This is a genomic window from Rhizobium sp. 768_B6_N1_8, assembly GCF_051811225.1.
Taxonomy (GTDB): domain Bacteria; phylum Pseudomonadota; class Alphaproteobacteria; order Rhizobiales; family Rhizobiaceae; genus Rhizobium.
On the sequence record NZ_JBPWPV010000001.1, the window covers coordinates 2529565 to 2547300 of the forward strand.

The 17736-nt window shown below is 61.7% G+C and carries 22 protein-coding genes, 1 pseudogene and 1 riboswitch; of the genes and pseudogenes, 10 read left to right on the top strand and 13 right to left on the bottom strand.

What is annotated here, in order from left to right; translation table 11 throughout:
- Positions 1-6: 6 nt before the first annotated feature.
- On the bottom strand, positions 7-303 hold the full coding sequence (gene groES / locus AB8B33_RS13055) for a co-chaperone GroES (protein ID WP_439015697.1): 297 nt from the start codon (positions 301-303) through the stop codon (positions 7-9).
- 314 nt (positions 304-617) lie between these two features.
- Here groES and AB8B33_RS13060 point away from each other — a divergent pair, with 314 nt between their 5' ends.
- Positions 618-806 carry a hypothetical protein gene (locus AB8B33_RS13060; RefSeq protein WP_439015698.1) on the top strand — a complete coding sequence of 63 codons (189 nt, stop codon included), beginning with the start codon at positions 618-620 and terminating at the stop codon, positions 804-806.
- Positions 807-935: 129 nt separating this feature from the next.
- Here the strand turns inward: AB8B33_RS13060 and copD are convergent, their stop codons facing one another.
- From copD to AB8B33_RS13095, 7 genes are all read right to left on the bottom strand, one after another.
- Positions 936-1823, bottom strand: a complete 888-nt coding sequence (copD, locus tag AB8B33_RS13065) for a copper homeostasis membrane protein CopD (RefSeq protein ID WP_439015699.1) — start codon at positions 1821-1823, stop codon at positions 936-938.
- Positions 1823-2188, bottom strand: a complete 366-nt coding sequence (gene copC / locus AB8B33_RS13070; protein ID WP_439015700.1) for a copper homeostasis periplasmic binding protein CopC — start codon at positions 2186-2188, stop codon at positions 1823-1825. Before copC ends, copD begins: the two co-directional genes overlap by 1 nt.
- Positions 2189-2327: 139 nt before the next feature.
- Complete coding sequence (locus tag AB8B33_RS13075) at positions 2328-2924, bottom strand: SCO family protein (protein ID WP_439015701.1); 597 nt, start codon at positions 2922-2924, stop codon at positions 2328-2330.
- Positions 2921-3856 carry a copper uptake system-associated protein gene (locus tag AB8B33_RS13080; protein ID WP_439015702.1) on the bottom strand — a complete coding sequence of 312 codons (936 nt, stop codon included), beginning with the start codon at positions 3854-3856 and terminating at the stop codon, positions 2921-2923. The genes AB8B33_RS13075 and AB8B33_RS13080 overlap by 4 nt, the downstream gene beginning before the upstream one ends.
- Positions 3857-3869: 13 nt before the next feature.
- Entirely contained in the window at positions 3870-5243 is a 1374-nt protein-coding gene (locus AB8B33_RS13085) for a PepSY-associated TM helix domain-containing protein (RefSeq protein ID WP_439015703.1), read from the bottom strand.
- 88 nt (positions 5244-5331) lie between these two features.
- Positions 5332-5739: a hypothetical protein gene (locus tag AB8B33_RS13090; protein WP_113321368.1), complete on the bottom strand. Its 408-nt coding sequence runs from the start codon at positions 5737-5739 to the stop codon at positions 5332-5334.
- A gap of 242 nt (positions 5740-5981) precedes the next feature.
- The gene (locus tag AB8B33_RS13095) at positions 5982-6863 is read right to left on the bottom strand and encodes an NmrA family NAD(P)-binding protein (protein ID WP_439015704.1); all 882 of its coding nucleotides are present in this window, start codon (positions 6861-6863) and stop codon (positions 5982-5984) included.
- A 155-nt stretch (positions 6864-7018) separates the two neighbouring features.
- On the opposite strand from AB8B33_RS13095, the gene AB8B33_RS13100 reads away from it, so the two are divergent.
- Genes AB8B33_RS13100 through AB8B33_RS13115 form a run of 4 tightly spaced genes read left to right on the top strand, consistent with a single transcriptional unit; the run spans position 7019 to position 8981 of the window.
- On the top strand, positions 7019-7579 hold the full coding sequence (locus AB8B33_RS13100) for a TetR/AcrR family transcriptional regulator (protein WP_439015705.1): 561 nt from the start codon (positions 7019-7021) through the stop codon (positions 7577-7579).
- 53 nt (positions 7580-7632) lie between these two features.
- Positions 7633-7947, top strand: coding sequence for an ArsR/SmtB family transcription factor (locus AB8B33_RS13105; protein WP_439015706.1), 315 nt, complete (start codon positions 7633-7635; stop codon positions 7945-7947).
- Positions 7944-8312, top strand: a complete 369-nt coding sequence (locus tag AB8B33_RS13110; protein ID WP_113321364.1) for a hypothetical protein — start codon at positions 7944-7946, stop codon at positions 8310-8312. The genes AB8B33_RS13105 and AB8B33_RS13110 overlap by 4 nt, the downstream gene beginning before the upstream one ends.
- A gap of 48 nt (positions 8313-8360) precedes the next feature.
- A complete protein-coding gene (locus AB8B33_RS13115; protein ID WP_113321363.1) occupies positions 8361-8981 on the top strand; it encodes an ATP-dependent Clp protease proteolytic subunit in 621 nt (206 codons plus the stop codon).
- A gap of 30 nt (positions 8982-9011) precedes the next feature.
- Here AB8B33_RS13115 and AB8B33_RS13120 read toward each other — a convergent pair whose 3' ends face one another.
- Both AB8B33_RS13120 and AB8B33_RS13125 read right to left on the bottom strand, forming a co-directional pair.
- Positions 9012-9470, bottom strand: a complete 459-nt coding sequence (locus tag AB8B33_RS13120; RefSeq protein WP_113321362.1) for a hypothetical protein — start codon at positions 9468-9470, stop codon at positions 9012-9014.
- 81 nt (positions 9471-9551) lie between these two features.
- A complete protein-coding gene (locus AB8B33_RS13125; protein WP_439015707.1) occupies positions 9552-9896 on the bottom strand; it encodes a YidB family protein in 345 nt (114 codons plus the stop codon).
- A 137-nt stretch (positions 9897-10033) separates the two neighbouring features.
- Positions 10034-10303: riboswitch (cobalamin riboswitch) on the top strand.
- Between the two features lie 177 nt (positions 10304-10480).
- Between AB8B33_RS13125 and AB8B33_RS13130 the strand changes: the two genes are divergently transcribed.
- From AB8B33_RS13130 to AB8B33_RS13145, 4 genes and pseudogenes are all read left to right on the top strand, one after another.
- Positions 10481-11512 (top strand): ABC transporter substrate-binding protein, encoded by a 1032-nt coding sequence (locus AB8B33_RS13130; protein WP_439015709.1) that lies wholly within the window; start codon positions 10481-10483, stop codon positions 11510-11512.
- Between the two features lie 11 nt (positions 11513-11523).
- On the top strand, positions 11524-12549 hold the full coding sequence (locus AB8B33_RS13135; protein ID WP_439015710.1) for a FecCD family ABC transporter permease: 1026 nt from the start codon (positions 11524-11526) through the stop codon (positions 12547-12549).
- Positions 12546-13308: pseudogene (locus AB8B33_RS13140) on the top strand (ABC transporter ATP-binding protein). Before AB8B33_RS13135 ends, AB8B33_RS13140 begins: the two are co-directional and overlap by 4 nt.
- A 3-nt stretch (positions 13309-13311) precedes the next feature.
- The gene (locus tag AB8B33_RS13145) at positions 13312-14085 is read left to right on the top strand and encodes a class I SAM-dependent methyltransferase (protein WP_439015711.1); all 774 of its coding nucleotides are present in this window, start codon (positions 13312-13314) and stop codon (positions 14083-14085) included.
- 36 nt (positions 14086-14121) lie between these two features.
- Here AB8B33_RS13145 and AB8B33_RS13150 read toward each other — a convergent pair whose 3' ends face one another.
- The 3 genes from AB8B33_RS13150 to AB8B33_RS13160 all read right to left on the bottom strand — a co-directional run bounded on the left by AB8B33_RS13150 (position 14122) and on the right by AB8B33_RS13160 (position 16649).
- Positions 14122-14337 (bottom strand): hypothetical protein, encoded by a 216-nt coding sequence (locus AB8B33_RS13150; RefSeq protein ID WP_310387183.1) that lies wholly within the window; start codon positions 14335-14337, stop codon positions 14122-14124.
- Positions 14338-14819: 482 nt separating this feature from the next.
- Positions 14820-15605: a class I SAM-dependent methyltransferase gene (locus tag AB8B33_RS13155; RefSeq protein ID WP_439015712.1), complete on the bottom strand. Its 786-nt coding sequence runs from the start codon at positions 15603-15605 to the stop codon at positions 14820-14822.
- Between the two features lie 339 nt (positions 15606-15944).
- Positions 15945-16649: an SDR family oxidoreductase gene (locus AB8B33_RS13160; RefSeq protein WP_439015713.1), complete on the bottom strand. Its 705-nt coding sequence runs from the start codon at positions 16647-16649 to the stop codon at positions 15945-15947.
- 117 nt (positions 16650-16766) lie between these two features.
- On the opposite strand from AB8B33_RS13160, the gene gcvA reads away from it, so the two are divergent.
- Positions 16767-17660 carry a transcriptional regulator GcvA gene (gcvA, locus tag AB8B33_RS13165; RefSeq protein ID WP_439015714.1) on the top strand — a complete coding sequence of 298 codons (894 nt, stop codon included), beginning with the start codon at positions 16767-16769 and terminating at the stop codon, positions 17658-17660.
- The last annotated feature ends 76 nt before the right edge of the window (positions 17661-17736 follow it).

A 17736-nucleotide genomic window follows, 5' to 3' on the forward strand; every position in this document is an offset into this window, starting at 1 on the left:
CGACGATCAGGCGATAATGCCCATCACATCCGCTTCCTTCATGATCAGCAGATCCTCACCGTTGATCTTGATCTCGGTGCCGGACCACTTGCCGAACAGGATGCGATCGCCGGCCTTGACGTCGAGCGGAACGATTTTGCCGGACTCGTCACGAGCGCCGGTGCCGACGGCGACGATTTCGCCTTCCTGCGGCTTTTCCTTGACCGTGTCAGGAATGATGATGCCGCCCTTGGTCTTGGCTTCAGCCTCGATCCGGCGCACGACGACGCGGTCGTGTAACGGCCGAAAATTAATCTCTGTCATTGTGGGGTTCCTCGACGGGATCGCAGCCGAATGGCCAATCCCGATGAACCGTTTTAGCAGTCTTGCGTTGAGAGTGCTAGTGAGATTCGTGTTTTGGTAGAATCCGAGAGCGTGATCTCCACCGGGCCTTGAATGACTGCGGATCGGTGCGGCCCACTTGTTTAAAATCTTTTGGATCTTATTTAAATTTTTTAAGGATCGAACGTCTGGCGTCGATGGAATTCGAAACCGGAATAGTTGCGGTCGCCATGCGAACCTCGTGCACCAAGAAGAGCTCAAATCTGCCTGATATCGGCCACCCAAGGAGACGCGATATGATCGAATTCCGGAAAAAGAGTGAAAACGAAGTCAGATCTGCCGAGATAGAAGCAAGTCTGAAGAAACTGGACGCGGAAATGGCCTCCCCGAACATCAAGGAAGTCAAGCATGAAGAGCTCTCCAAACTCCGCGACCAACTGAGCATCGAGCAGGCAGCAATAAGAGAGCCAACCAAGCGCGTTTGAGAATGGAAGGCTTCGCGGCAGCCTGATCGCCGCGAATGGGCTCCAGATGACCTCGACTTCGTCCTTGCCCGTTTATGGATGGATGAGCATTTTCCGGCTTAGCTCCGGAAGGTGGCGTTAAGCAGCGCCCTATCCCGGAAACGGTTCCAGCGTCCCGAACCAGGCGACGAGCGCCACAACGCAGGCGGCGATTACGAGCTCCCCCAGGGTCCCCACCGCCAGCGCTTTCCCGGCCAAGTGCGACCGCCCCATGCGCGGCACCAGCCCATAACGGTTGACGACGGCAATCAGCATCATCAGCAAGGCAAGCGCGATCTTCAGGGAAAGCAGCCGCTGATACGGCACGCTCCAGTCAAGCGGCAAGCCGCCGATGATCAGCAGACTATTGGCAACCCCGGATAAAATGACGAGCGCCACCGCCACATGCCCCGCCGTCGAGAAACGGATCAACGCTGTCAGGGCATCCGCCCCTGCCGCGCTATCACCAAGCCGGGAAAGCACGAGCGCCACGGGGATCAGCGCCCCGACCCAGGCGCCGCCCGAGAGCACATGCACCATGTCGTTCGCCCGGTGCAGCACCCGCAGCCACCCGTCATTCATGGCCGCATGGCCGGTCAGCGACAGGCCGCAGAGAAGAAGCGCGGAGACGACAGCCGTAGCGGCAACCTTCTGCCGTAACGGCAGCAATGTCACCGTAAGGAGAAGCGCGGCAAACACCGCCTGCCAGGCCCAGGCAGTGCCGACAGAGGTTCCCGTCAGCACTGATATCATCACATCCCCGTCCAGCCCATCCGCCCAGCCATTGCCGAGCATGGCGCAGCGCACCGGCAGCACCACCACTGTTGCAATGACAGCCAGCGCCACCGCGGCAACACGCACGGCCCGGAGCTTCGCCCAGATACAGCCGCTCAAGCCATGCGGCACGAGCAGCCACAGATAGGCGGCGCTGCCCCAGAGAAACAGGACGGCCCCGTCGAAGACGAAACGGCAGGCGATGTTGGCGGTATCAGGTGTCATCAGGGCTTTACGGTGAAGCTAAACGCGCCATTCGTCTTGTGTCCGTCGGTCGAAAGCACATGCCAGTCGACCGTATAGCTGCCGGGCGCGAGCTTATCAGACACCGGCACCATCAGCACCTTGCCGCCATCCTCGAGCATGGCGTCGCCGAGTTTGATCTCTGTCTTGTCCGGCCCGGTGATGGTGACGCCGCTGAACTTGAGGGTCAGTTCCTCGGTGAAGGTGAGATCGAGTTCGCTGGGGGACGCGACGGCAGCCTTGTCGGCCGGTGCGGAGCTTTTCAGATGCGCATGCGCAAAAGCCTGGCCGGCTAGGGCGATGCTCGCGATGGCGGCGACGGAGAGAATGCGGGTCAGTTGAGACATCAGATTATGCCTTTCGGTTTCATTGGGACAGGCGATGGCGTTTGGCCCTTGCCTGGTTAGACAGTCGGAGAGCGGATTTATTCCGGGCGATGCTGCAATTTGCTGCTGGGGTTTGCGCTTTGTTCGAAGGGCCGTCATCTCACACCCCTCCGCCGAGCAACACATCACGGATCTTCGCCAGCGCCTCATCCCGATCCGTGCCGTACGGAATCAACCCCTTCAGCCGCCCATCGGCGCCGATCATCAGCAGCGAAACCGTGTGGCTCATGTGATAATTGCCGTCTTCGCTCGGCAGCTTCGACGCATGGATGAACCAGCCGTCGGAGACCTTCCTCATCTCCGCCGGCTCACCGGTAATGCCCGTGATGCGGCTGGAAAAGGCGGTGACGTAATCATGCATCACCTCTCGCGTGTCGCGCTCCGGATCGATCGAGAAGAAATAGGCCTTCAGCGCCCTGCCCTGATCGCCGAGCGTCACCAGCCAGTCGGCCACCTCGTAGAGCGTCGTCGGGCAGGCCTCCGGGCAATGGGTATAGCCGAAATAGACGAGCGCCGGATGCCCCAGGAAGATCGACTGGTCGACCGCATTGCCCCGATCATCGACAAGAGAAAAATGCGTATTGAAAGGCCCGGTGCGCGGCTCCGAAAGATAGAGCGACACCATCAGTGCGACGAGCGCGCCGATGAAGACCGCACTTGCGGCAAAGCCTGAAATGGCAAGGGTGCGCGCGCTCATTGGCCATGCCCCTCATGGCCGCCCTGACCGGCATCACCAGCCTCGCCCGCCATCATGACAGTGCCTTCGAAGCTCGCAAACAGCGCCAGCACTTTGGGGTCGAGCCTGGCTTCAGCCTCCGCGAGATCCGCCGCCAGCGCCTTGGCATCGTCAGCCGAAAGCCCGGCCTTCTCCAGCGCCGCCGCTTGCCTGATCCCGTCGCCGCTGCAGAGAAAAACGCTCCAGCCATGATGCCCCTTCTTCAATAGCGCGCGTCCGCCCCGCCCATCTTGCTGCCAGCCGGCGATCGCCCAGTCATTCCTGACGACCACGGGCAGAATGGTCAGCGGCTTGTCCGGCCGCTCGAACATCGTCTTAAGCGTCGCTGGAATGGCCTCTTCAGGCGGCGGCCCCGACATGTCCATGCCTTCCATGCCAGGCATATCCATCGCCCCATGGTCCATGCTGCCATGGTCCATGCCGCCATGATCCATGTGACTGGCCCCGCCGACATCGTTCAGCGGTCCAGCGATCTTGCCGACAGCGAAATCGACCGTGATCTCACCAGCCTTCTCGAAGCTCAGCACCGCCCGGATCGTCTCGCCCTGCTTGAAGGGTTTTTCGACGTTCTGGAACATCAGATGATAATTGGGCTCCAGCGTCACCGTCTGCCCGGCCGGAATGGCAAGCCCGCCCTTCAGCTCACGCATGGTCATGATGCCGTTTGCCATGGTCATCTGGTGCAACTGCACGGTCTTCGCCCGATCCGAGCTTGCGGCAACAAGTCGGTCCGGCTCGCTGCCTGTATTGGTGATCGTCAGGTAGCCGTCGCCGACCTTGGCGCCCGGCACCATGGAATGCGAGGCCGCATGGTCGATCCTGATCGTCGGCTCCTGTGCCACCACAGCCGTCGCAATCATCACGCCAACGAAGAGAGAAACAATCGTCTTCATCATCATCTCCTCCTCAGGCAAAGGCGCGCTTCAGCGGCGGCACGAAGCGGATCACCACCTGGTCGAAGGCGATCATCAGCAGGATCACCAATCCGCTCATCGGAAAGGCAACGGCGAAGGCGAGCACGATAGTCCAGAGCCCGAGATAGACCGAGCGCCGCGGCGGCATGGGCGGCACGCCGAGCCGCCCAGCCGGCCGCCGCTTCCACCACATGACGATGCCGGTCACGCAGGAGAGGATGATGACGAGGCAGGTCGCGAGCATCAGCAGCTGGTTGAAGAGCCCGAATTCCTGCCCCTGATGTACATTGATGCCCCACTCGATCGCCTGGCCGAGGAAGGGATATTGGCCGAAGGAGAGATCGACGAGCACCTTGCCGGAATATTGGTCGATATGGAGAGTGCGCTCCTTGGCGAGATCCTCGGGATAGACCGCCGCCGTATAGACACCCGTCTCGCTGCCGGGGATAGCGAGATCGAAGCCCGGCGCCATGCCGAGCCCGCGTGCGATCTCCACCGCCCGATCAAGCCCGATCGGCTTCTTCGACTGCGCCGCCGCAATCTCCGACAGCGGCACCGGCGCCTTCTCGACGATCCAGCCGGCCTTCGGCAGGATATCCTCCGTCACCTTCTGCGATTTCGGCACGGCATCCCACAGCTGCACCGGATAGCCGAGATCGTGGCTTGTCAGCCAGGCGTTGGCATTGGCGCCCCAATAGCCGGACCAGGGCATGCCCGTCATCGCCATGAAGAAGATCAGGATACCGGCGAAGGCACCGGTCACCGCATGGAGATCGCGCCAGAAGACCCGCCGCGAAGGCGTGCCGCGCACGGTCACCACCCCACCCGTCTGCCGCCGCGGCCACCAGAGATAGATGCCGGTCACGACCAGCACCATGGCAAAACCGCCCGTGATCTCGATCAGCTTGTTGGGCAAGCCGCCGAACAGCGCAAGGCTGTGGATGCGCTTGACGACATAGTTGAACTCCTCGGTGGAGCCCACCGTATCCAGCACCTTGCCGTCATAGGGATTGACGAAAACCAGCGTCTGGCCGGCATCCGAAGACACGGTTACGATCGCTGACCGGCCGAGCCCGGCCGGGTCCCTGTAGGAGTTCGCAACCGAGCCCGGAACGGCAGCCGCCGCTATATCGGCAATCTTCTGCGGCGACCGCGCCTCGCCGGCGGGCTCGACGATATAACGATAGGCAAAGACCGTATCGCTGATCTCGTCCTTGAAGAGATAAAGCGAGCCGGTAATGGCAAGGTTCAGCAGGAAAGGAATGACCAGCAGGCCGGCAAAGAAGTGCCAGCGCCAGATGGCGCGATAGAGCGAAACGCCTGGTACGGCGTTCTCTGCCGCCTCAGTGGCAGTGGTGATAGACATGGAAGTGGATCCGAATCCTCGGCCGGCGGCGTCAATGCGGCCCGGCCATGATTGCAAGACGCATCACGGCCAGAGCCACGACGCGGGTTCAGGCAAGGATCGGATTTGCAGGCGGGGCGCGCGGCCCGGTATTCGGCGGAAAGAGCTCGCGATGGAAGGCCTCGACGCGGCGCGGCAGCTCCACCTTGAACGTAAAGCCGATGCGCGCACCGGTGATATCGGCAGGCTGCGGCAGCACGACGGAAGCGCCGATACGGCAGGCTTCGCACGGATTGAGATGCGCAATCTTGCCATGCTCCTTGCCGTGGTCGTCGACAACGGTGACGCAGAGCGTTGGAAGCGTGCCGTCGGGCAGCACATATTGGGCAAGCGCCGCAGGGCTCAGAGCATCTTCGGCAGCTGCTGGAACCTGATGCGCAAGACCGACGAAGACGAGCGCGATGGCGCACAGAATGCGCACCAGCCATTGCTCGATCCTGTCCAGACGATGTTGCATCGTTCCCCTGCGCCGCGAGGCCCCTACCTCAGCATCGAATCCGTGATAGCGGCATCTCGCGCAAAGCTCAATGCGACATTCATGACCGGACGACGGATCATAGCGGCTCAGGCAGCCGGATTGAATGGTGACGGATGGGACGGAAGCAAGGTCGCCCCATCCGTCGAAATCCCGCTACACGCATCCACGTCGGTCAGATGCGCCAGTTCCATCTGGGCCTTGAGGCCAGCCGGTTGCCCGAGTTAAGCGCGATCGAAGGCGGCGCGATTTTGCTCGACGAAAGCCTCCACCGTCATTGGCGGCGTTCCCGTGAATTGCTCGATGACGTTGTTGGTCCCCGCAAAGACGCCGTTGCGGCAGTCCTCGGCAATGCACAGGAAGTGCTGGATGATGAAATCGTCAAGGCCGAAACTCTTCAGGCGCGCCGTATAGGCTTCGTCAGTCGCCGGCCGGTAGCCGATCTTGCGGCCGAGCACTTCGCTCATCCTTGCGGCGATCTCCGCCTCGCTGAGCTCCACCGGACCGAACAGCGGATAGATCTTGCCGGCGTGTTCGGCCGGGTTTTCCAGCATGGCCGCAATCAGCCGCGCCTGGTCCTCGCCAGCAACAGGCGCATGCCTCCCCTCGCCATAGGGCAGCTCGATCACGCCCTCATTGGCAATGACGTCGCTCACCCAGGGGAATGTCAGCCATTCGGAGAAGAAGGTCGGGCGGATATGGGCGGTCGGCACACCCGACCAGTCCAGTACGCGCTCGGCGACCCAATGGTTGCGGGCAGCATGGCTTTTCGCCACCTCGCGCGCCGAAATCTGCGACATGTTGACTATGAGCTCCAGTTTTGCCCGCCGTGCGGCATCGGCAAAATAGGCCGTCACATCGATGAGATCCGGGCGGATCGGATAGCAGAGATAGGCGGCATTCACGCCCGCGACCGCGCTGATGACGGCATCGTGGTCGGTGAGGTCCCCGACCACGACCTCCGCCCCCGCCTCGGCGAGTGCTTGAGAACGCGCATCTTCCCGATGCACGAGCGCACGCACCTTGTGGCCCTTTTCCAGGAGGATGCGGGTCGTATGCTTGCCGGTTTTGCCTGTGGCTCCGGTCACGAGATAGGTCTTGGACATGGTCTTCTCCAGTTGTGAAAAGGGCGCAGGATTGCGCCGGAGCGAACCACAAGGCTCGCCCGTTACAAATCGCCCGCCCTTGAAATTTAGATTACGAGTGACATCTAATTAGATGTTGGATACAATCTAAATTGTCAAGGTGCTGGAGACCGGAAATGCGAAAATCAAACGAGGAGGCGGCAAGGACGCGCCAGACCATCGTCGCCACCGCAGCCGACGAGATCAGGCGTTCGGGCGTTGCTGAAGCAAGCGTCGCCGACATCATGGCCGCTGCCGGCCTGACGCCGGGCGGCTTCTACCGCCACTTCGAAAGCAAGGATCATCTGGTCGCCGAAGCGCTGGAAAAGGCTGGAGATCAGGTCGCCGGAAGCATGCGCAAAGTGCGCGACGAGGCCAGCTTCGACGATGTCGTCAACGCCTATATCGAAGCCACCCGGGCCGGCGGCAAGGCCGTGCCCTCCTGCCCCATCTCCTCCCTCGGCAGCGAGCTCGCCCGCTCCGGCCCGGAGGCGCGAGAAGCGGCCACCAAAGTGATCGAGGACATGTTCTCCGTCTTCAGCTCCGGCCCCGCCGGTACCAAGGCCAGCCGCCGCAAGGGAATGGCCGCCTTCGCCATGCTGGTCGGCGCGCTGACGCTGGCGCGTATTGTGACCGATGAAGAGATGGCCGATGAGATTCTGGATGTAGCCCGGCAGAAGCTGCACCGGGCGGAGTGACCTGCCCATACGACACACTTGCGAATCTCATAAGTGTATGCTTATGTGTTGTCATGATGGAACACGACATTTTTCGCGCGCTCGCCGACCCGACCCGCCGCACGATCTTCGAGAAGCTGGCGAACGGCAGCATGAATGCCAGCGCGCTTCGCCAGGGCATGGATATCAGCCAGCCGGCCATGTCCCAGCATCTCGCCGTGCTGCGTTCGGCACGGCTTGTGCGCGAACAGAGGGAGGGCCGTTTCGTGAATTACGAGGTCGATCCCGAGGGGCTCACCCTCATCGCCCAATGGCTGGCGAAATATCGCGCCTACTGGCCAGCCCGCATCGATGCTCTCAAGCTCTTGCTGAAGGATATGGACCAATGAACGAGGTGAAGACCGAGATACAGACCAAGCAACAAACCGGCTTCGAACAGAGATACGAGCTGGATGCGCCGCCGGAAAAGGTCTGGCGGGCGATCAGCATTGCGGAATTCCGGGAGAAATGGCTGCCGAAGGAAGCGCTTGTCGATCCGCAATCGCTCGCGGAGACGCCGGGCAAGGAAATCCGCTACCGATTGCGCGACGATGCCCCACCCTATCTCGAAAGCACCGTCACCTTCACGATCGCCGCGAATGCATCCGGCGGAACCAGCCTGCGGATTGTCCACGAGCTGACTGATGCCACTTTCGAGCGTCTCACGAGATCGGTCGCCAACAGCAACAGCCAGACTATGATGCTCGCCGCCTGACGCGGCAGGCCTTCCCGCTTATCAATTCTGAAAGATTGGAGTTCGCCGATGCGCGAAGCGATGCAACTCGTCCCCATGGTCGTCGAACAATCCTCCCGAGGGGAGCGATCTTTCGACATCTATTCCCGCCTCTTGCGTGAGCGGATCATCTTTCTGAACGGCGAGATCAACGACGGCGTGTCCGCCCTCGTCTGCGCCCAGCTTCTGTTCCTGGAGGCAGAAAATCCCAAGAAGCCGATCAACCTCTACATCAATTCGCCGGGCGGCGTCGTGACCAGCGGTTTTGCCATGTACGACACGATGCGTTTCATCCGCGCGCCGGTGCACACGCTCTGCATGGGAACGGCCCGCTCGATGGGCTCCTTCCTGCTGATGGCCGGCCAGCCGGGAGAGCGATATGCCCTTCCGAATGCCAGCATCCTCATCCACCAGCCCCTCGGCGGCTTCCAGGGCCAGGCGTCCGATATGCTCATTCATGCCGAGGAAATCAGGAAGACGAAGCAGCTCATGACCAGCCTCTATGCCGAGCATTGCGGGCGATCCTATGAAGAGTTCGAGCAGGCGATGGATCGGGACCGCTTCATGAGGGCTGAAGAGGCCCTGGAATGGGGGCTGATCGACCGCATCCTGACGGATCGAGAGGATGTGGCAGAGGTAGGAGCGCAATAGCCATGCGCCCCGCCCTCGCCAGCCTAAACCTCAGCTACCGGCCTTCAATGCCGTATTGCAAAGGCTCCAATAGCCGCCGCCCTTCTGGATCCATTTCAGATCGTTGAGCGTGCCGGCATCCTTGTTGGCATGATAGCTGTCGACGCAGGTATGCAGCCGGCCCTTGGCAGGCGTTTCGCTGGCGTATTTCTTGTCGATCGCCTTCGGCATGGTCACGCCCTTGGGGGCCTTGACCGTCGGCTTTGCGGGCTCCTTGTCCGTCGTTGCGGCCACTGCCTTGTCATCGGCAGCATCTTCGGCGGCCGCATCCGCGCCACAGAACTTCGCCCGGAAGTCGTTCCACTTCATGTCCTTGGCCGAACCATCGGCCTTGGCCGTCTGATATTTGGCGCTGCATTCCTTCATGGTCAGCGCGGAGGCCGGAGAAACGAAGAAGGCGGCGGCAATCAACGCTCCGGCGGAAGCGGGCACAAGCAATCTCGCAATCATGGGATATCCTCGTGTTGGGGGCAGTTCACGGCATGCACGTCTTTGGGGCCCCAAATCTTTGAGACCCCAAGTCTTTGAAGCCTATGAAACGGTTCCATTGGGCGTTGCCGCATCGACGGCTTTCGGCAGATGCTCGGCAAGCAGCTTGGACACATCATCGGCATTGACGCCGAACTTGGCGGCGAGATCGCGCAGCTGATCGGACGACAAGGCCGCCTGGATCTGTTCCGCCGATACGGGAAGATTGTGGCCGGTGCCGATCCAGGATGAGACCTGCTCGCCGAGGCCCGCCGAATTGAGCTGGGAAACGATGCCCTGCAGCCCTCCGGCATTGTCGAATATTCTGGTTGCAACCGCGACGTAATCGACCTGCCTGCCGGCAAGCACATCAGAGAGAACACCGCCTAAACCGTCGAAAATACTCATGGTTGCTCCTCCACCCATCAGCGGATTCTACATTAGCATGAGGTAAAATTTCTGTCATTCCGGATTTGCGAAACGACAGCCTTCCCTCCGCAAACAATACTTCTCGCTGGCCCTGCTTGACGTTGCCCATGGTGACGTCCTAAGTCGGGGGAGACGGTTCCCCGAGGAGAACTTCGAGGGGATTAATAGGGAACACGGTGCGGACGACCCAAAAGGGACCAAGACCGTGGCTGCCCCCGCAACTGTAAGCGGATTGCCGGTTATATCCGGAATGAATGCCTCGTCGTTCATTCCAGGACATCACCGGCGAGCTGGTCACTCCAAGTGCCACTGCGCGCAAGCGCGGGAAGGCAGATGACCGGCTGACATCCGCGAGCCAGGAGACCTGCCGTCAATCGCAATCCAATCAGCCAGGCGGGGATGCCTGGACAAGGAGCAGATATGATTGACCTTATTTCCTGCCGCTTGCCGCACGCGATCCGTCCCGATTGGACCACCCGCCGCTAGCCCTCCTCCACGTTTGGCTCACGCATCTGCGCGCGCCGGCGTCTGCTGGCCCTTTTCCTTCCGATCGAGAGTTTCCAATGCGCCAGATTATTCCAGGCTTTTCCCTTGCGTTCGGGCTCGCCAGCCTTTGCCTGGCCGACCTTGCAGCACCCGCCTTCGCCGCCACCCAATATCCCCTCACCCTCAGCAATTGCGGCCAGCAAGTCACCTTCGAGAAGGCACCGGCCAAGATCGTTTCGATCGGCCAGGGCATGACCGAAGTGCTCCTCTCGCTCGGCCTTGCCGACAAGATCGCCGGCACCGCCGTCTGGGTCGGCCCGGTCCTGCCGCAATATGCCGAGGCCAACAGCAAGATCAGACGCCTGGCCGACAACGACCCGAGCTTCGAATCCGTCGTCGGTGCCGAGCCCGATCTGGTGGCTGCCGAATTCGAATGGCATGTCGGCGCCCAAGGCTCCGTCGGCAAGCGCGAGCAATTCAAAGACCTCGGCATCAACACCTATATCGCGCCGGCCGATTGCGTCGCCAAGATCAACACCGATGGCGGAGACGGCGTGCGCAAGGAGCTGTTCACGATGGACCTGATCTATCAGGAAATCGCCGAACTCTCCGAAATCTTCGACGTGAAGGACCGGGGCGATAAACTGATCGCCGACCTGAAGAAGCGCGAGGCCGCGGCCGTTGCCTCCGTTTCAGGCGCGGCAGCCAAGAACCTGCCCGTCGTCTTCTGGTTCTCCAGCAAGGAGGTGAAAGGCGATGCCTTCATCGCCGGCAAGAACAGCGCGCCGGCCTATATCCTGAAGACGCTCGGCGCAAAGAACGTCGTGACGACTGAAGAGGAATGGCCCCTCGTCGGCTGGGAAACGATTGCGCAGGCCAATCCCGCCGTCATCGTCATCGCCACCATGGACCGCCGCCGCTATGCCGCCGACGATCCCAAGGTGAAGGTGGATTTCCTGGAAAACGATCCGGTCACAAGGGAGCTCGATGCCGTCAAAAACAAGCGCTTCATCATGATGGACGCGCAGTCGATGAACCCGACGATCCGCACGATCGACGGCATCGAAATCCTGGCAAAGGGCATCGCCGCCTCCGGTCTGGCGCAGTGAGCCAGGCTGCCTTGCCACAGAGGAAATGGTGGGCGCTTGCCGCGCTCACCATCGCCGCCTTCCTCCTGCTCGGCCTGATGGTCAGCCTCGCCGTATCGATCGGCGAGATATCGATCCCGCTCGCCACCACGGCAAAGGCGGTTTCCAACCGCCTGTTCGGCACGGCATTCGAACTCAGCCGCATCCACCAGGGCATTGTCTGGGATTACCGCCTCAGCCGCGCGCTGGTGGCGGCAAGCGCCGGGGCGTCGCTCGCGCTTTGCGGCGTGGTGCTGCAGGCCCTGCTGCGCAATCCGCTCGCCGAACCTTATGTGCTCGGCATTTCCGCCGGCGCCTCCACCGGCGCCGTCTGCGTCATGATCTTAGGCCTCGGCTATGGCGTGCTCGGCCTCTCCGGCGGCGCCTTCATCGGCGCCGTCATCGCCTTTCTTCTGGTCGGCATTCTGGCGGCGGGCGCGGGCGGCACCAGCGAGCGCATCATTCTCTGCGGCGTGGCGGGCTCGCAGCTCTTCAACGCGCTGACCTCCTATATCGTCACCACCTCGGCCAATGCCGAACAGGCGCGCGGCGTACTCTTCTGGCTCTTAGGGTCGCTCAGTGGCGTGCGCTGGCCGGATGTCTATCTCTCCGTGCCGATCGCGCTGACAGGCTTCGTCGTCTGTCTTGCCCATGCGCGCGCGCTCGATGCCTTCGCCTTCGGCACGGATGCCGCAGCCTCCCTCGGCATCGCCGTGCGCCGCGTGCAGTTCACCCTGCTCGGCGTGACAGCGGCGATGACGGCAGGCGTGGTCAGCATGGTCGGTTCCATCGGCTTCGTCGGTCTCGTCATTCCCCATGCCGCCCGCTTCCTCGTCGGCCCCGCGCATGGCCGCCTGCTGCCGGCGACTGCGCTTGGCGGAGCGATCTTCATGGTCGGCGCCGACATCGTCTCGCGCATCATCATTCCCCAGCAGATCCTGCCTATCGGCGTCGTCACCGCGCTCTTCGGCGCACCGGCCTTCGCCATCATCCTCTATCGCGTGCGGAGAAGCGCATGAGCATATCAGTCGACAAGGTCACCTATGCCGCCGGCAATACCATCATCGTCAATGGCATCAGCATATCGGTCGAAAGGGGCAAGGTGCTCGGCCTGCTCGGGCCGAACGGCTCCGGCAAATCGAGCCTGCTGCGCCTGATCTGCCGGCTGCGGCAGGTCAAAAGCGGCATCATCCGCCTTGGCGACGACGATGTCTCCGGCCTCACGCGCTGCCCTTGCCCGCCGCATCGCCTTCGTCGAACAGCAGTCGACGACCGACACGCAGCTCACCGTGCGCGATATCGTCCGCCTCGGCCGCACGCCGCATCGCGGCCTCATCTCCTCCTGGGGACCCGATGACGATGCCGCCGTTGCGGAAGCGCTCGCCCGCGTCGACATGGGCGAGCGCGCCGGCCAGCTGTGGCAGACACTGTCAGGCGGCGAACGCCAGCGCGTGCATATCGCCAGAGCGCTCGCCCAGACGCCAAGCGAACTCCTGCTCGACGAACCGACCAACCATCTCGATATCCAGCACCAGCTCGATATCCTGGCGCTGGTCGCCAAACTCGGCCTCACCTCCATCATCGCGCTCCACGATCTCAATCTGGCGGCGATGTTCTGCGATCATCTGGCCGTGCTGCAGAAGGGCGAGGTCGTGGCCGCAGGCACGCCCGAGGAGGTGCTCACCGAAGCCTTGATCGCCCGCGTCTTCGGCGTGCGCGCCCATATCGAAAGATCGGCCGTGCATGGCCGCACACATATCCAGTATCGGATGGGCTGAGAGATGGATGGCGTAAATTTCGATCTGAAGGAAGAGATCCGCGACTACTGGTCGAAACGTTCGGAAACCTTCGACCTCGCCTTCGGCCACAAGATCGCCCCCGGCCCGGAGGCCGATGCCTGGCAGAAGCCGATCCGCGATGCCCTCGGCCCTGAGCCCAAGCGCGTGCTGGAACTTGCCTGCGGCACTGGCGAAGTGACCCGCCTGATCCACGATCTCGGCCATGACGTCACCGCGCTCGATTTCTCCGAAGCGATGCTGAAGGTTGCCCGCGCCAAACACGCCGGCAAGGAGCGCCTGCGCTTCATCTTGGCGGACGCCGAAAACACCCTGGAGCCGGATGCACACTACGACGCGATCATCTGCCGCCACCTGGTCTGGACGCTGACCCGGCCGCAGGAAAGTTTTGCCGAATGGTTCCGCATCCTCAAACCAGGCGGCCTGCTGCTCGTCTTCGACGGCGACTGGGCAAGCCCGAAACCGACCGGCCGCATCGCCAGCCTGCTGATAACATGTGTCGACCGCCTCATCGGTGCAGACAGCAACTATGACGGCGCGCTCAGCACCCGCCGCGCCCGCATCATGTCAGCCCTGCCCTTCGGCTCCGGCCTGCGTCCCGACATGCTGCTGCCGCTTCTGACATCGGCGGGCTTTACAGGCATCGAACTGCACTCCCATGCCCCGATCGCCCGGGCGCAGAGGAAGAATGCCAACCTCAGAAACAAGCTTAGAACCCTGGTCTACCGCCGTTTCATCCTGACCTGCCGGCGGCCCTGATCCGTTGCGAATGGGGGCTGACCTGTCAGCCACCGCCTACCAGTTGCCGGGATCGGCAGTATGATCGACAGCGGCGAATTCGTCCGCCTTAGCCCGATCGAGTGTCACAGTTCTCGTCCTCTTCGTCTCGTCCGCGACCAGATAGCGAAGCGGTGCCGCGTCCTTGGCAAGCTCCTGATAGACGAGAAGCGCGGCCTCCTCGGCGGTATCGGCCTCGATCTCTCGCGTGATGGACACAGTGAACTTCTGCATGGCTTCGGGCCTTCTCGATCGTCGCGGGCATGGGCGCAATGTCCACCGCCTGACAATAAGCGCAGAGCCGAATAGTTCAAGCTGCCCCTGCCCTCGACTATCAGCCGCCACAGACGGAAGCCATTGGCAGCGGCCGGCTTTGAGCGGCGTACCGTCGTGGCAATGGGAGACGGTGATCAAGGAGGCCACATGACAGAACGGCGGCGCTAATATTCGCCCTGTTGACCCAAAAGAACTGTCGGCACCTATTTGAACATCTCAGGCGAATAGGTGCCGTCGCTGTTCAATATCTCAGCGCGTTGCTGCAGCCGGCAGAGATATTGGTGGATCGAGCATCTGATTCCTGTCAGCGGTCGAACCATAAAGCGCCGCATAACGCCGACATCTATCCAGATGAGCCGGAAGTGGGGAGCATCCGGCTCACAGGTTTCGGCATAACCAAGAAATGACGGAGATCGAATATCCGAGCCATCAACGAGCTTTCACGGTTTGCGTGCTCGGATGTGTAGGAAGATTGGCGCAACGCGGGTATCGGCTACTACAGGTTCGGCAAGGGCGACTTCCGGCGATGCCATTGGTTCGCCAAACGCCTCGATTATGAAGCCGGCACCGACGATCATGGATACCCAGCTTGTCAGCGTGCGATGGAAACGCGGCACCGAAAAGGGTGTCAGCGCTGCACGCTCTTCAGCTGGAATCTCGGAAAACAGCCAGCGCTCGATGCGCCCGTCGGTCTCATCGAAATAGTCGGCAACCTGAACGGCAACTGCAGAGCCGCTCTCATCGCGGATATTGCGGCGGGTCGGCGGAACGAAACATGGATGCAGAATCGAAAACTGCAAGAACCCACCGGGCTTCAGAATGCGGTGAAGGCTCCCCAAAACTTTTTGCTGGTCAGCCATGTCCATCAGCGACATAAAGGCGGTGACGAAATCAAAATTCCCTTCCGGAAAGTCAAGGCTCTGGCCGTCGCCAACCACGTAGTCGATACCGAGTGGGTCCTGTGCCTCCGTTTGGCGGGCATAGCGAATGAAGGTAGGTGCGATGTCCACCCCGGTCATGCGGGCACCAAGTTGGGCTACTGCGCGGGTATTGGTGCCTTCACCACAACCGAGATCAAGTCCCGTCAGACCTGCGATCGGGGGTAACATGTCCAGAAAGGCGGGCGTGTTAAGTGCGTCGCGATATTTGTCGTAACCAGCACGACTATAGATCGTCCAAGTCTCCGCATTGCTTTCCCAATGGGTGGCGACATCGTTTGTGTTCATGCTCATCGTCCTTCACGTCCTTCCAATCTTTGCTTCTACGTCCGCTTGCCATCCGCAGCGGCATTCGCACAAACCGCAGCGCGAGCCTCGAGATCAGCTCATTTCCGCCGTCGGCTGAACGACAGCCGACGCAGGCACGTGTTTCCAGTTCTTGAGGTCCGACGCCTTAAGACCGGAATGAAAATCGATCAGGTCTGCTGGGCCAATCATGTTTGCCAAATCCAATCCCCCTCGGCGCACAATCAAAAGGTGTTCTCTCTTATCGAGAAAACACCTTGTGTAGAGCTTATCCGAGAAGAACGTGGGCCACGGCCCGCCTCAGCAACCCATCCCTGCCGCTCAAACAGACCGCATCAACCCGCCATCGACCTTCAGGCTCTGGCCGGTAATATACCCCGCCCCATCGGACACCAGAAACGCAATGGTCGCCGCCACTTCGGCGCTCGTGCCATAGCGCTGCATCGGCACGGTCTCGCGCCGCTCTTCGGTCGCAGGCAGGCTGTCGATCCAGCCGGGCAGCACATTGTTCATGCGGATGTTCTCGGCCGCATAGGTATCCGCAAAGAGCTTGGTATAGGCGGCAAGGCCGGCGCGGAAGACCGCCGAGGTCGGGAACATCGTCGACGGCTCGAAGACCCAGGCCGTGGAGATATTGACGATCGCGCCCTTCTTCTGCGCCTGCATGATCGGCGTCACCAGCCGCACCGGGCGGATGACGTTCATCAGGTAGACGTCCATGCCCGTATGCCACTGCTCGTCGGTGATCTCATTCAGCGCTGCGCGCGGTCCATGTCCGGCGCTGTTGACGAGAACGTCGATACGGCCCCAGGCCTGCATCGCCGCATCGACCAGCCGCTTCAGATCGTCGTTCGACTGGTTGGAACCGGTCACCCCGACACCGCCGAGCTCCTTGGCCAGCGCCTCGCCCTTGCCGGAGGAAGACAGGATTGCAACCTTGTATCCATCGGACGCAAGGCGTCTCGCGCTTTCGGCCCCCATGCCGCTGCCGCCTGCGGTGATAACAGCCACTTTTTCTACTGACATTTCGGTGCCCTCCTGAAGTGATATCGTCGATTGATCGATGTCTGCACGCACTATACCATCTCCGCCACGCGAGCGCGAAACAGTTCTCCTCTTTTATGGCAGTAGAAAAACTACTCGATGAGCGATATCCCGGGAAAGCTTCCCTCCCTCAATGGCCTGAGAGCCTTCGAAGTCGCGGCGCGCCACCTGAACTTCAGGCTCGCCGCCGAAGAGCTCGGCGTCACGCAGGGCGCCGTCGCCCAGCAGGTTCGCGGGCTCGAAGCGCAGCTCGGCATGGCCCTGTTCGAGCGGCTTCCCCGCACGCTGGCGCTGACGGCCGAGGGCCGGCGCTACATCGCCGATATAAGGCGCGCCTTCGAGATCATCGCCCGCGCAACAGACGAGCTGAAGCCACAGGCGATCAAGCTCACCATCAGCACGACGCCGACCTTTGCATCCAAATGGCTGATCCCGCGCCTGCCCGACTTCACCGCTCTGCACCCCGATCTCGATCTGCATATTCTGGCGACCGAGCGCATCTCGAATTTCGTGGTCGATGGTGTCGACCTCGCCGTCCGCTATGGCCACCCGCCCTTCGGGCCAGGCCTGAATGCCGAACTCCTGTTCGAGCAGGAGGTCATTGCCGTCTGCAGCCCGCTGCTGCTTGCCGGCCGGGATGCACCGCGCACGGCCGAGGAGCTTGCGGCCTATCCGCTGCTGCACGATGCCCACAATCTCTGGCCGGAATTCGTCGAGCGCCATCTCACCAACAGCCGCAGCCCCTCCTTCAAGGGCATCAGCTTTTCGCAGACCTCGCACGCCATCGAGGCGGCAATTGCCGGACAGGGCATCGTTCTCGCCAATGGCGGCTTCGTCACCGACGATCTGGCCAAGGGCCGGCTGGTGCGTGTCTTCGAAGCCAGGCTGCGCGGCCCTTCGGACATCTACCTTGTCTGGCCCCGCTACCGGAAATCTCCTGCGCGGGAAACCGTGATCGGCTGGTTGTTCACTGAGGCGCAGAAGGCAGGCTGAGCACTCGCTCATGGGACCGGCGTCGGGCTGGTGGACATGAAGAACAACGAGCCCCTTGCGCATGACGCCAGAGACA

Excerpts from the sequence above, each read along its gene's own strand:
- groES (WP_439015697.1), bottom strand. The coding sequence starts at position 303 with ATGACAGAGATTAATTTTCGGCCGTTACACGACCGCGTCGTCGTGCGC.
- AB8B33_RS13060 (WP_439015698.1), top strand. The coding sequence starts at position 618 with ATGATCGAATTCCGGAAAAAGAGTGAAAACGAAGTCAGATCTGCCGAG.
- copD (WP_439015699.1), bottom strand. The coding sequence starts at position 1,823 with ATGACACCTGATACCGCCAACATCGCCTGCCGTTTCGTCTTCGACGGG.
- copC (WP_439015700.1), bottom strand. The coding sequence starts at position 2,188 with ATGTCTCAACTGACCCGCATTCTCTCCGTCGCCGCCATCGCGAGCATC.
- AB8B33_RS13075 (WP_439015701.1), bottom strand. The coding sequence starts at position 2,924 with ATGAGCGCGCGCACCCTTGCCATTTCAGGCTTTGCCGCAAGTGCGGTC.
- AB8B33_RS13080 (WP_439015702.1), bottom strand. The coding sequence starts at position 3,856 with ATGAAGACGATTGTTTCTCTCTTCGTTGGCGTGATGATTGCGACGGCT.
- AB8B33_RS13085 (WP_439015703.1), bottom strand. The coding sequence starts at position 5,243 with ATGTCTATCACCACTGCCACTGAGGCGGCAGAGAACGCCGTACCAGGC.
- AB8B33_RS13090 (WP_113321368.1), bottom strand. The coding sequence starts at position 5,739 with ATGCAACATCGTCTGGACAGGATCGAGCAATGGCTGGTGCGCATTCTG.
- AB8B33_RS13095 (WP_439015704.1), bottom strand. The coding sequence starts at position 6,863 with ATGTCCAAGACCTATCTCGTGACCGGAGCCACAGGCAAAACCGGCAAG.
- AB8B33_RS13100 (WP_439015705.1), top strand. The coding sequence starts at position 7,019 with ATGCGAAAATCAAACGAGGAGGCGGCAAGGACGCGCCAGACCATCGTC.
- AB8B33_RS13105 (WP_439015706.1), top strand. The coding sequence starts at position 7,633 with ATGATGGAACACGACATTTTTCGCGCGCTCGCCGACCCGACCCGCCGC.
- AB8B33_RS13110 (WP_113321364.1), top strand. The coding sequence starts at position 7,944 with ATGAACGAGGTGAAGACCGAGATACAGACCAAGCAACAAACCGGCTTC.
- AB8B33_RS13115 (WP_113321363.1), top strand. The coding sequence starts at position 8,361 with ATGCGCGAAGCGATGCAACTCGTCCCCATGGTCGTCGAACAATCCTCC.
- AB8B33_RS13120 (WP_113321362.1), bottom strand. The coding sequence starts at position 9,470 with ATGATTGCGAGATTGCTTGTGCCCGCTTCCGCCGGAGCGTTGATTGCC.
- AB8B33_RS13125 (WP_439015707.1), bottom strand. The coding sequence starts at position 9,896 with ATGAGTATTTTCGACGGTTTAGGCGGTGTTCTCTCTGATGTGCTTGCC.
- AB8B33_RS13130 (WP_439015709.1), top strand. The coding sequence starts at position 10,481 with ATGCGCCAGATTATTCCAGGCTTTTCCCTTGCGTTCGGGCTCGCCAGC.
- AB8B33_RS13145 (WP_439015711.1), top strand. The coding sequence starts at position 13,312 with ATGGATGGCGTAAATTTCGATCTGAAGGAAGAGATCCGCGACTACTGG.
- AB8B33_RS13150 (WP_310387183.1), bottom strand. The coding sequence starts at position 14,337 with ATGCAGAAGTTCACTGTGTCCATCACGCGAGAGATCGAGGCCGATACC.
- AB8B33_RS13155 (WP_439015712.1), bottom strand. The coding sequence starts at position 15,605 with ATGAACACAAACGATGTCGCCACCCATTGGGAAAGCAATGCGGAGACT.
- AB8B33_RS13160 (WP_439015713.1), bottom strand. The coding sequence starts at position 16,649 with ATGTCAGTAGAAAAAGTGGCTGTTATCACCGCAGGCGGCAGCGGCATG.
- gcvA (WP_439015714.1), top strand. The coding sequence starts at position 16,767 with ATGAGCGATATCCCGGGAAAGCTTCCCTCCCTCAATGGCCTGAGAGCC.